Source organism: Streptomyces sp. YJ-C3 (assembly GCF_053891275.1).
The window spans coordinates 6,790,699-6,802,207 of record NZ_CM132685.1 but is presented as its reverse complement, the minus strand read 5'-3'; the positions used below and the strand labels follow the sequence as shown (position 1 = coordinate 6,802,207).

The 11,509-nt window shown below is 70.8% G+C and carries 9 protein-coding genes; 4 read left to right on the top strand and 5 right to left on the bottom strand.

Going from position 1 to position 11,509, the window contains the following annotated elements:
- Window positions 1–29: 29 nt before the first annotated feature.
- From ACVHNB_RS30570 to ACVHNB_RS30550, 5 genes are all read right to left on the bottom strand, one after another.
- Complete coding sequence (locus ACVHNB_RS30570) at window positions 30–476, bottom strand: hypothetical protein (protein ID WP_456226350.1); 447 nt, start codon at window positions 474–476, stop codon at window positions 30–32.
- Between the two features lie 8 nt (window positions 477–484).
- Window positions 485–817 carry a hypothetical protein gene (locus ACVHNB_RS30565; protein WP_456226349.1) on the bottom strand — a complete coding sequence of 111 codons (333 nt, stop codon included), beginning with the start codon at window positions 815–817 and terminating at the stop codon, window positions 485–487.
- The gene (locus ACVHNB_RS30560) at window positions 814–6,027 is read right to left on the bottom strand and encodes an HD domain-containing protein (protein ID WP_456226348.1); all 5,214 of its coding nucleotides are present in this window, start codon (window positions 6,025–6,027) and stop codon (window positions 814–816) included. The genes ACVHNB_RS30565 and ACVHNB_RS30560 overlap by 4 nt, the downstream gene beginning before the upstream one ends.
- Before the next feature lie 62 nt (window positions 6,028–6,089).
- Window positions 6,090–7,004, bottom strand: a complete 915-nt coding sequence (locus tag ACVHNB_RS30555) for a chitosanase (protein ID WP_456226347.1) — start codon at window positions 7,002–7,004, stop codon at window positions 6,090–6,092.
- 58 nt (window positions 7,005–7,062) lie between these two features.
- Window positions 7,063–7,977, bottom strand: coding sequence for a rhomboid family intramembrane serine protease (locus ACVHNB_RS30550; RefSeq protein WP_428955301.1), 915 nt, complete (start codon window positions 7,975–7,977; stop codon window positions 7,063–7,065).
- Between the two features lie 98 nt (window positions 7,978–8,075).
- Here ACVHNB_RS30550 and ACVHNB_RS30545 point away from each other — a divergent pair, with 98 nt between their 5' ends.
- The 4 genes from ACVHNB_RS30545 (at window position 8,076) to ACVHNB_RS30530 (ending at window position 11,415) form a co-directional block, all read left to right on the top strand.
- Complete coding sequence (locus tag ACVHNB_RS30545; protein WP_428955302.1) at window positions 8,076–8,636, top strand: HutD/Ves family protein; 561 nt, start codon at window positions 8,076–8,078, stop codon at window positions 8,634–8,636.
- A gap of 88 nt (window positions 8,637–8,724) precedes the next feature.
- Window positions 8,725–9,360: a TetR/AcrR family transcriptional regulator gene (locus ACVHNB_RS30540; protein ID WP_428955303.1), complete on the top strand. Its 636-nt coding sequence runs from the start codon at window positions 8,725–8,727 to the stop codon at window positions 9,358–9,360.
- Window positions 9,361–9,503: 143 nt separating this feature from the next.
- Complete coding sequence (locus ACVHNB_RS30535; RefSeq protein ID WP_005318814.1) at window positions 9,504–9,707, top strand: cold-shock protein; 204 nt, start codon at window positions 9,504–9,506, stop codon at window positions 9,705–9,707.
- Between the two features lie 91 nt (window positions 9,708–9,798).
- Window positions 9,799–11,415 (top strand): DEAD/DEAH box helicase, encoded by a 1,617-nt coding sequence (locus tag ACVHNB_RS30530; RefSeq protein WP_428955304.1) that lies wholly within the window; start codon window positions 9,799–9,801, stop codon window positions 11,413–11,415.
- Window positions 11,416–11,509: the final 94 nt, after the last annotated feature.

The following is an 11,509-nucleotide window of genomic DNA, read 5'->3' as shown; positions in this document are numbered from 1 at the left end:
GGCGGGCGTCGCGGTGCGTCTGCCTCCGGTTACTTGACGGGGGCCACCCAGGTGACGATGACGGCGGCGGCCACGGCGAGTACGCCGAGGAGGCCGAGCCAACGGGCCGCCTCGACCAGTCTCCAGATGGTGCGGGTGCGTCGACGCTCGTACATGAGCAAGCGGTTGGGCTCGCTGTAGACCTCTTCGCCAGGGCGTCCGTGCACGGCGACGACGCTTAGCCAGGAGGCCGCGATCAGGGCGAGAAAGCCGACGCTGAGGAGCGATATGACACTCCAGCGAGTGCTGTCGGACAGCTTGCTCAGGTCCTCCTGTCCCTTGAGTACGAAGACTGCCGCGAGAAGACCGGTCAGGGACGACAGGTATGTGCGATACCCCTCGGCCTGCTGCTGGGCCAGGCGGAGTTGCCGGTGGGGATCGCGGAGCGCGTCCGACCGGTCCTCGGCGGCCCGCAGTTCGTCGTCGGTGAAGCTCACTGGGCCGCTCACCGTCCTTCGGTGAGGGCGGCCGGCGGCGGCGCGAGGGTCAGCAGCGCGCCGCAGCCACGGCGGCCCTCCGGGCGCGGTTGGTGATAGCCGTCGCACCGGCAGGACGTGTTCCAGGGCAGGGGGTCGGTGGGCTCCGCGCGACGGTTCAGAAAGCCGCCCTTGGCGATGAGCGGCTGCACCGGACCGAAGGAGCGGGTCGTGGGGCAGGCGCAGACCGGGCAGATACCCGTGGCCGTCAACTCGTCCCGGCCGTCGGCCTGCTGGGCCGACCACTCGAAGGTGAGTGTGGCCGGATGCCGGTGCGCTCGGTAAGGAGTGGCCGGGGTCATGGGGCGGTCTCCGTCATGTCGTCCGTTTCCGCGGGCAGTGTCAGGCCGAAGAGGTTCGCGTACTGGGACAGACGCTCGCGTACGCCGTCCTCGTCGAGATCGGTCTCCTCGACACACAGGGTGATGTGGTCCTGCGGAACGTCGCCCGACAGAGCGGGGGCGCGGCCCGTGAGCTGTTCGGTGAGCAGCACGACATCGCGCCAGTCCGGTACGAGCTCGCCTTCGGGGCCCTGAGGAGCGTGGACGGTGACGTCCAGACCAAGACAGGCAAACGGCGCGTAGCGGTCGTAGGTCTTGGCGAGGGACCAACCGAAGCGGCCGGACACGAGGACGAGTTCGAGAGGGCCGAGGACGGCCGGGCCCAGGAGGTCCTCGGCGAAGGCCGAGATGTCGAACCACTCGGGCACGAAGCGCTGGAGACGCTCCGCGTGCGGCCCCTCGAACGGGCCGGGCAGGGCCGGGCCACCGATGGGCACGTACTCCGCCAAGTGCTGGACCGTCTCACCGAGGGGGGTGTGAGAGGAGAGGCCGTACTCCAAGAGGTCCAGTACCCTCAGACGCCGCTTGACCTGACTGGCCTGAAGCGAAAGAGCTCTCGGGGCCAGGATTTCCAGGTCGTGCGCGCTGACGCGAAGTCCGCGGGCGGGCTCGGGAAGGTCGATCGGCTTCAGGGGCAGAAGGGTCTTTAGCCGGGCCAGCTGATCTCCTGCCGTGCCGAGTGCCTCGCCGTGGCGATGGGCCGCGGCCATCAGGAAGGCGAGTGACGCGTTCGGCGCGTCGAAGTCGACGTCGAGACGGGCGTAGTGCTCCGGCAGTCGCCACTGCTGGAGCGACTCAGGAGAACACTCCAACAGGGCACGGTCACCGTCCCCCCAGTCGACCAACGCGCTGGCGTCGAGCACACCCAGGGCCCGCAGGAACGTTGCGGGCTGGTTGAAGTCGGTCCATGTACTGAACAGCTCCCAGGGCCGGAGCGAACCACTGCGGCGGCCCACAGAGCGATCGCGCAGCGCCCGGCCCACCCACGACGGAACCACCCAGTCGGCCGCTGCTTCTGGAATGGCTGGGGCGCGAGCTGCGGTGATGTGCTGCGCCGCGTCGATCCGCTCGGCTACCTCTTTCAGCGAGGCGCCTGTCTGGTGGGAGAGCTCCATGAGGTGTTCGAGCGGCACGTCTCCCTCGTACCAGGGACCCGATCCGTCGAAATCGTGCGACAGCAGGAGGCGTTGTTCGGGTGGCAGCTCACGCAAGTCCAGCGCCTTCTCGGGAAGGGCGGGCTCGAGTGAGAAGCCCAGTGGCGCGAAGTGCTCTATTCGTTGGGCTAGTTCGCTGGGTGAGAAGGGGGGTGTCGCACGAACGAAGAGGGCCACCGGCCCCAACGACCCCGGATGCCAGATCAGTTGGTTGGAAGAAGGGGTTCGGTAGGAGAGGCCTCTTCTCTCGCGCACGGCAAGTCGGCTTGCGTCGTCCAGGGTCGGGCGCTCTGTGGACAGAGCCTCATCCAGTTCGGGCGGTTCGGGCAGCGTCGGCTCCAAGAGACGCAGCTCGCGTAACAAGTCGGCCGTCTGGCCCAGCGTCAGGCTGAATACAGCCGCGATCTCAAGCAGCGGAGCGTGTTGAGCGGGTGGCCGCTGCCGCTCCAGGGCTCGGGCGCTCCTGCGGTATGCATAGCCGTCGACGTCAGCGAGCCGGTGCATGTCGTGTTCAAGTGACAGATACGCGGTGCGCAGATCGGCGGCAGCCTGGGAGATGCGGACCCCTTCCAGCGCTCTGATGTCGGCGACGGCCGGTACGTGAATGCCGGTCACGGCGTAGCGGCGCACCGCTCGCAGTACGGTCCGCACGCAGATGCGTCCCTGCGCCGCAGCCTGCAGGAGGGGCTCCCAGCCGTGGGGGTACGCGTGCCGGAAGAGAAGGGTGTCGATGCTTTGTGGTGTCGGGTAACCCGAGGGTGTGAAGCTCTGCCGGCTCTTTCCGGCGTCGAGCAAAGTGTTCCTCCAGTGCCTGAATTCCCGGAGTTGGTGGGGATGGGGAGGGCCTACCGAGACGTAACCGGCACGGCCGTCGCCGCACGGCAGGCACCCTGTCTCCGACAACAGGACCCTGCCCGGTTCCAGGCGCCGCGTCATGTGGCCCATGCCGGGTCCGATCACCCCCACGGTCTCCCTCGGCAGGGAGTCCAGCAGCGCCACAGTCAGCCGAGGCGCCGTCCTGCCTAGCTGCCACAGCCACGACAGTGACACGTCACCAACCCCTGGCCCCGCGTCCTGCACCCACGAGACCAGCTCCGTCATTACCAACTCTGTGTCGTAAGAGAGCAGTTGCTTACGGTCGACGCTCGGTACCGGCGCGTGTCGCTCCCGCAGGTTCACCACGTATCCGTACACCTTGGGAGCGTCCTGGACCACGATTCCGTCGAGCAGCAGCTGTCCTTTGCCCTGCACGAGCCATGCGTCGGCGTCGGCCTCGGGGCCGAGCGGCACCGAGTCGCCGTACCATTCGTCTCGGTCGACGAGTTGCCCAGGAACCCAGTCGAGGCTGCGCACGACACTGCCGTCGTCTGCCAACTCCTCTGCGTGTACCTGGTGTTCGGTCACCCAGAGCAGCGTCCTCAGCGTTTCCAGAGCCGATGCCCGCTTCTCCTCGCCGACGGCCTCCGCCAGATACAGCCGGACCCGCGTCCCGCCTCCCTCCGGTACCTCTGCGTCCCGCGACGTGTTGATCTGCAGCAGCCCCGATCCCGATTGGATGTCAGCGCGCAACGCGTCCGCGCCGGGGATGCCGAACTGGTCCACCGGGCGGGTCCATACGACGACCTCGTCGGCCAGCATGAAATAGCTGAACACCCCGATGCCGAAGCGCGAGTTCATGGATCGGTCCGTGATGCCTTCGCGACGCCAGTTGCGGCGTTCCTGAACGAACTCCGGATCCTGCTCGTAGCGCTTGCCTGCCCGCGCGAACATCGAGGTGAGGCGGTTGCGGGTCATGCCCGAGCCGTTGTCGGTGCACTCGATGTAGGGTCGGCCGTCGTGTCGGCCCTGGACGAACGTGATCTCCCCGTCCCAGGCCGAGCGAGCCTTGCCGTACTGGCGGCGCATGTCTCGGTAACGGCAGGCGTCCAGCGCGTTCTGGTATAGCTCGCGCACGGCCAGCATGCGGTCGCCGTACAGTTGAGTCCCCATGAGAAGCGGGCGAATCTCGTCCTCCGCGAGACGGAAGCGCTCCAAGGGTTCCTTGTAGCGACCGGGGACCGCCGTCAGCTGGTCCGTGGTGACCCGGGACGGCAGGCCCTGCAGCAGCACCGGCAGCGCTGGGTCCTCGCGGAAGGCCCGCACCGCCGCGTCGGCCGTCAGCGCCAGTTCCTCGACCGCCGCGTGCAGGGCCGGGTGCGGGCAGCGGAACCGCACGGCCAGGGCGTACGTCCCGTCGGAGCGGTCCTTCGCGTCGTAGTCGAAGCCGCGCAGTGCGACCGCGACGTCCCGGGCGACGAGAGGTTCGTGGGCGCCCAGGTGGTCGACGAGAACGCTGGACAGACGCCGTGGGTCGGCGGCGAGCAGGGACGCCGTCCACAGGAGGCGGGCGAGTTGAGGGCCGCGCCACTGGTTGCCGCGCACCGGCCAGGACTCGATCCAGTCCTCGCCGTGCCCCTCGAAGTTGATGCGCGGGCTGCGGCCCGGTTTGACCGTCGTGTGCCCGAGGACTTGGCGGACCTGGTTGTCGATCTGCTCGCGGTCCGCGTCCGTGCGGGGCCCCGCCGCCGGTGAGTCGGCGGCGGCGACGACGGCCTGCACCACCATGTCGATCAGCTCGTCGACCGGGCGGTACTCGTCGGCCATGCGGAACCAGAGCCGGTCCCAGTCGGCGACGAAGCGGTGGCGCAGCCAGTGGTCGGCGGCCTTCGCTGCGTCGTCGAGCCCGCGGCCGCGCAGGGTCTCCGTGGTGCGCAGGACGAGGGAGTGCGCGCGGCACACGTCGCGCGCGGCGTCCCGGACCAGGCGCCGGTGCTGACCGGGTTCCTCGTCCTTGCCGCGCGGCCCCGGGTCGAAGCGGACCGGCAGCAGCCCGCGCAGCTCGTCCAGGGCGACGGCGACGATGCCTTCCTGGACGACGGCGGCTGCCAGCAGGCATGCCGTCTCGGCGGGGGAGAGCAGTTCGTCGTCGCGCAGCGGCCCGGCCCGGCCCACGAGGTCGGCGAGCCGGTCCTCGACACGCACCGGGTAGAGCGGGTCGGACCATGGGTCGTCCCGCAGTGCGCCGGAGCCCGCGGCGCTGCCGACGACGCAGCGGACCAGGTCAGCGAGCCGGTCCTGCACCCGCCGGTGTGCCTCGGCCGGACCCGAGGTGTGCTTCCACAGGGTCGAATCACGGATGGCGCGGATCCATTCCGAGCTCTGCTCCGAGCCCTCGCACACCGCGGGATCCCGGTCGGGCTCGTCCTGAATCGGCGATGGACGCCTGAACTGGACCTCAGGCGCCTCGACTTGGGGATGATCGTCCGAGATACGGATCAGTTCGGCCTGCGTGTGCTGTATCACCTCATGGAAGGAACGCGGCGGTGTGAGGGGCGACAGGGCATCGGCGAGTGCCCGCGCGAACCAGCTGCCGGCCATCGGGTCGGCGTAGGACCGCTGCCCGCTGCCGCAGCTGTAGACCCAGTACGCCTGGTGCCCGCCGGGGACCGTGCCGCGGTCGGCGGGACCCGGCTGAGCCTCGCGGGGCTCAGGGGTACGGCAGATGTCCAGGCAGATGACCGCGGTGACGCCGGGCGGCAGTCTGCGCAACAGCTTGTCCGGATCGGCGCGCAGCAGCGTGTCCGGGTCCAGCCCCGGGGTGCCGTCGGGCAGCGGCCAGTCGGCCTGGGTATCGGCGAGGACGAGGTGGTCGATGCCGCCGAGTGTCTCGCCGTGGCAGGAGAAGTAGAGGAACGCGGTATCGCCCGGCGCGCACGAAGCGAAAAAGCGTGAGACCGCGCCGAGAACCGGATTGTGCCCGGTCTCCTCGCTCTTGGTTCGCGTCTCGACGTCGTAGCCGGAGTCCTCGAGGACAGCGCGCAACAGCGTCACGTCCCGCTCGGCGGAGTCGAGGGGACGATAGCGGTCTGACAGTTCCGGATGGTCGGCCAGATACGGCGTCTGCGTCACGCCGATCAGCAGCGCTCTCCGCTGTCCCGGGCCGACTTCCTGCTCCCGCGCCACGTGCTCCCCCGTCACCCTCGCCTTTCGAGTCTCACATCATCCCAGACGTGGTCCGTGGCGCGGGCGAGTTGTGCCTGCTACGGCACCCGGAACGTTTCTCCATAGACCTGCCACGTCAACGGCGTCTTCAGCGACAGGTTCCCGTCGTAGAGGAACTGCCGCTGGGCCGTGTCGACGCGCGAGGTGTCGATGTCCTGCTTCCGCTCCTTCATCGCCTTGCGCCGGAGGTCCAGGAAGATGTCCAGGTACGCCTTCTCGCCGCCGCCCTGCGACGGGGTGTCGGCCTCCTTGATCGCGGCCTCGCGCAGGCCGTAGAAGCCGGTGGGGCCCGTGCCCGGGCCGTGGAAGACCATCGCGTCGTAGTACACGAACTGGCCGAGCGTGCCGAGGCCGTCGAGTTTGGCGAGGCGGACCGCCGGGTCGAAGTAGACCCGGTCGCGCTCCTCGTCCTCGGCCCTGCGGAAGGCCGCCACCTTCGCCTCCGCCTTCCAGGCCTCGGTGAACCCGGGGTCGAGGCCCTCGTGCGAGTCCGAGCCGTCGACCTTGCGCAGGGCGGGCAGGTAGCGGGCCAGGCCGTTGTTTGGGTGCGCCTCGGTGTAGCGCTCGACCAGGGTGAGCAGGTCGTGGGTGCCGGTGCAGAAGCCGATGATGCCCGCCGTGTAGCCCTGGCCGTCGCCGATGTCCTCGATGTAGCCGTACTGGCCGCGCCAGTCGAGCGTGGAGTTCTCGGCGCTGGCGACGATCTGCTGCGCGAGTTCCTTCTTGGCGGGGGCGGCGAGGCCGGGCGGCAGGTCCGCGATCAGCTCGTCGTCGGCCTTGCGCTCCGCGGCCGACTTGCCGTCCTGACCGGGCTGCGCGGACGCCGTCGCCGACGTCCCGGGGCCGCCGGACGCGTCGTCGTTCTTGCCGTCGGGGGACAGGAAGAAGACCGCCGCCGTGGCGACAGGGGCCACGGCGAGGAACGAGAGGACCAGACAGCCTGCGCGCTTCATGCGGGACAGGGTAAGCGGCCGCCGTCACGGCCCGGTTGTGGGCCCCGCACCGCTCGCGCTAGGCGAGCGCCGCCACCTTCAGGGCGGCCAGCGCCACCAGCAGCACCACCACCGCCCCGCACACCACTCCTTGCACCGGCCCCCGCCGCTCCCGCGGCGCGTACACGAGCCCCACCGTCACCAGGCCGCCGGTGAGCAGGCCGCCCAGATGCCCCTGCCACGACGTGAACCCGGCCGAGATCAGCATCCACAGCAGGAAGTACGCCATGAACTGGTTGACCTGGCGCATGTCCGCACCGATCCGCCGCGCGATCACGTAGTACGCCGCACCGAGCCCGAAGACCGCGCCGGACGCGCCGACCGTCGGGGTGTCCGGCGCGATCAGCAGGACGACGACCGAGCTGCCGAGCGCGGACACCAGATAGAGCGCGAGATAGCGGACGCGGCCCAGCTGGGACTCGACGATCCGGCCGAGGTTCCACAGCGACCACATGTTCAGGGCGATGTGCAGGACCCCGAACACGCCCTCGGTGGGCGGCATATGAAGGAACGCGCCGGTCAGCAGCCGGTACCACTCGCCCGCGGCCACCCCGTCCGCGTGGAAGTCCGAGGGGTAGCTGTCCTGGAAGACGTAGCGCGCGCCGTCGGGGCCGACCAGGCCCTGGCCCAGCATCTGCAGCCGCTCGACGATGCCGGGGCTGATCACCTCGCCCAGGTAGGCGAGGACGTTCACCGCGATGAGCGCGTACGTCACCAGCGGCACGGCCGATATCCGGCCGCCGGCCACCGTGCGGGCCTGCCGCACCGAGCGGCTCCCCTCGCGCACGCACTCCGGACAGTGGAACCCGACGGACGCCTCGCGCATGCAGGCCGGGCATATGGGCCGTTCACAGCGGACGCAGCCGATGTGCGTCTCGGTGCCGGCGTGCCGGTAGCACGTCGGCGTCGTGGCGGACTGAGAGGTGGGCTCCACGGCCGGCTCCTGAGGTCATCAACGTAGGGCGGCGAACAACATAGCCACCCCCGGCGGGCCTGGTCGGAGCGGGTGCGCCCGGCGTACCCTCGGCGCTCATGATCGACACCGCCGTACGCCTGCTGCCCGCCGCCGACCGCACCGCCGTCGCCTGGAAGAACGGCGGCGGAGTCACCCGCGAGATCGCCGGAGCCCCGCAGGGCGCGGGCACGGGCGACTTCCGCTGGCGGGTCAGTCTCGCGGAGGTGGCCGCCGACGGGCCGTTCTCCGCGTTCCCCGGCGTCGACCGGACGCTCACCATGGTCGAGGGCGACGGCATGGAACTGACCGTCGGCGCCGCCGCCACCCTCGTCGACTCCCCTTACGAACCAAGGGACTTCGCGGGCGACGTGCCCACCGGCTGCCGGCTGCTCGGCGGGCCCGTCGTCAACTTCAACGTCATGTGGCGGCGCGACGCCCTCGCCCAGCCCCCGTCCGTCGCCGTCGTCCGCGGTCGGCTGCCCCTCGCGCCGGGCCCCTCGCTCGTCGTCGCCCTCACCGAGGCGGGCGCGCAGGTGGCGGGGCGGACGCTCGGCCGCCACGACGCCGCACTCGTGACCGCGGACGGCGCCGTGGACCTGTACGCGACGGGGCCCGTCGCCGTCGTCGGCGGAGTGTGACGCGCCCCGCGCCATGACCGGGGCACGCCCGCGGCGCCGCCAGGAGGGGCCGGGGCTGCTCGCCGCGCCGACGGACCACAATGGGGGCGTGCCCACGAACAAGGAGCCCCAGGTGACCAAGAAGCCCCCGTCGGCGAAGGCCGCCGCGTCGCCCGAGCGGCGCCGCGAGATCCTGGCCACCGCCGCCGAGGTCTTCGCCGCCCAGGGTTACAACGCCACCACCGTCCGTAAGATCGCCGACGAGGCGGGCATGCTCGCGGGCAGCCTCTACTACCACTTCGACTCCAAGGAATCGATGCTGGAGGAGATCCTGCGCACCTTCCTCGACGAGCTGTGGTCCGGCTACGACGCCGTCCTCGATGCCGAGCCCGGCCCCCGGCAGACCCTGGAGGCCCTCGTCACCGAGTCCTTCCGGGAGATCGACCGGCACCGCGCCGCCGTCGCGATCTACCAGAAGGAGGCCAGGCAGCTCGCCGTGCAGGAGCGGTTCGAGTTCCTCGCCGAGTCCCAGCGCAGGTTCGAGAAGACGTGGCTGACGACCCTGGAGCGCGGCGTCGCGGACCAGGTGTTCCGCGCCGACCTCGACATCCGCCTCACGTACCGGTTCGTGCGCGACACCGTCTGGGTGGCCGCCTCCTGGTACCGGCCCGGCGGACAGCACAGCCCCGAGGAGATCGCCCGCCAGTACCTGTCCATGGTCCTGGACGGAATCGCGGCCCGGTGAGAGGGCGTGCTAAGGTCTCCGTGTTGCAGTTTTGGTACCCATAGACTTTATGTGCGCCTGACGGGAATGTTCCTCAGGCGCATTATTGTTTTGCCGGGGCATTCTCGGAATGGGGGGCTGCTACCTGTTTCAAGGAGAATTACATGGCCACCGGTACCGTGAAGTGGTTCAACTCGGAAAAGGGCTTCGGCTTCATCGAGCAGGACGGCGGCGGCGCCGACGTCTTCGCCCACTACTCGAACATCGCCACCTCGGGCTTCCGTGAGCTCCAGGAGGGCCAGAAGGTCACGTTCGACGTGACGCAGGGCCAGAAGGGCCCGCAGGCGGAGAACATCCTCCCCGCCTGATCGAGCATCACCGGGCCGGGGTCCGCACCTTCACGGTGCGGGCCCCGGCTCATGCTGTCCCCACCCCCGGAGTCCCCGGAAGGCATGCCGCATGGCCAGCTCGTCCCGCCCGTCCCGCCAGCGTTCCCCCCGTCCCGCCGGGGCCGGAAGGCGCCGCGCCCCCGAGCAGCAGCGCAGGCAACAGCCCACGCCGCCGCGCGAGTTCACCATGCCGGAGAACACCACTCCCGCGCTGCCCCCGGTCGACAGCTTCGCCGAACTCGACATGCCCGCCGCCCTGTTGAAGACCCTGGGCGAGCAGGGCGTCACCGAGCCCTTCCCGATCCAGGCCGCGACGCTGCCCAACTCGATCGCCGGCCGGGACCTGCTCGGCCGCGGCCGCACCGGCTCCGGCAAGACCCTCGCCTTCGGCCTCGCGCTGCTCGCCCGCACCGCCGGCGCCAAGGCCGAGCCGAAGACCCCGCTGGCGCTCGTCCTCGTCCCCACGCGCGAGCTCGCCCAGCAGGTCACCGACGCCCTCACCCCGTACGCCGGCGCGCTCCGGCTGCGCCTGGCCACCGTCGTCGGCGGCATGTCGATCTCCCGGCAGGCCGGCCAGCTGCGCCGCGGTGCCGAGGTCGTCGTCGCCACCCCCGGGCGTCTGAAGGACCTCATCGAGCGCGGCGACTGCGCCCTCGACCAGGTCCGGATCACGGTCCTCGACGAGGCCGACCAGATGGCCGACATGGGCTTCATGCCGCAGGTCACCGCGCTGCTGAAGCAGGTCGCGCCGGGCGGCCAGACGATGCTGTTCTCGGCGACCCTCGACCGGAACGTGGACCGGCTGGTGCGGCAGTTCCTCACCGACCCCGTCGTGCACTCGGTCGACCCGTCCGCAGGCGCCGTCACGACGATGGAGCACCACGTCCTGCACCTGCTCGACGAGACCGACAAGAAGGCCGTCACCGCGCGCATCGCCGCCCGTGAAGGACGCGTCATCCTCTTCGTCGACACCAAGCGCTCCGCCGACCGGCTCGCCAAGCGCCTGCTGGCCAGCGGCGTGCTCGCCGCGCCGCTACACGGCGGCCGCAGCCAGCCGCAGCGCAACCGCACCCTGGAGCAGTTCAAGGACGGCCGGGTCACCGCGCTGGTCGCCACGAACGTCGCCGCGCGCGGCATCCACGTCGACGACCTCGACCTGGTCGTCAACGTCGACCCGCCCACCGAGCACAAGGACTACCTGCACCGCGGCGGCCGTACGGCCCGCGCCGGCGAGTCCGGCAGCGTCGTCACGCTCGTGCTGCCCGAGCAGAAGCGCGACGTGCAGCGCCTGATGCGGGACGCCAAGGTGCAGCCCCGCACCACCCAGGTCCGGTCCACGGACGAGGAGCTGGTGGCGATCACCGGGGCGCGCGAGCCCTCCGGTGTGGCCGTGACCATCGCCGTCCCGGAGCCCACCGCCCCCGCGGCCGCCGCCAAGCCGCGCCGTTCGCGCCGCTCGCGCGGCGGTGGCTCGGGCAACGGCGGCAGCGGCGCGGGCCGTGCCGCGGGCGGCGAGGGGCAGCGCTCCTCGCAGGGCGGCCAGCGGTCCGCGCAGGGCGGCCAGCGTTCCTCTCAGGGTGCGTCCGGCGGCCGGCGCCGCTCGGGCACCGGCGCGGCGAACGGCTCCACGGCCGGCGGCAACCGCCGTGGCCACGGCCCGCGCGGTCCCCGCAGGGCCGCGGCCTAGGGGCTGTCCGGCGGGTCAGGCCGCGTCCGGGTGGCCCGTGCTGGTCGGCGTGCCGGGCCCCGTGCCCGCGACACGATCCGCCGGACAGGCCCTG

Coding starts and splice junctions, on each gene's coding strand:
- ACVHNB_RS30565 (WP_456226349.1), bottom strand. CDS start 817: ATGACCCCGGCCACTCCTTACCGAGCGCACCGGCATCCGGCCACACTC.
- ACVHNB_RS30555 (WP_456226347.1), bottom strand. CDS start 7,004: ATGAAGCGCGCAGGCTGTCTGGTCCTCTCGTTCCTCGCCGTGGCCCCT.
- ACVHNB_RS30545 (WP_428955302.1), top strand. CDS start 8,076: ATGATCGACACCGCCGTACGCCTGCTGCCCGCCGCCGACCGCACCGCC.
- ACVHNB_RS30535 (WP_005318814.1), top strand. CDS start 9,504: ATGGCCACCGGTACCGTGAAGTGGTTCAACTCGGAAAAGGGCTTCGGC.
- ACVHNB_RS30530 (WP_428955304.1), top strand. CDS start 9,799: ATGGCCAGCTCGTCCCGCCCGTCCCGCCAGCGTTCCCCCCGTCCCGCC.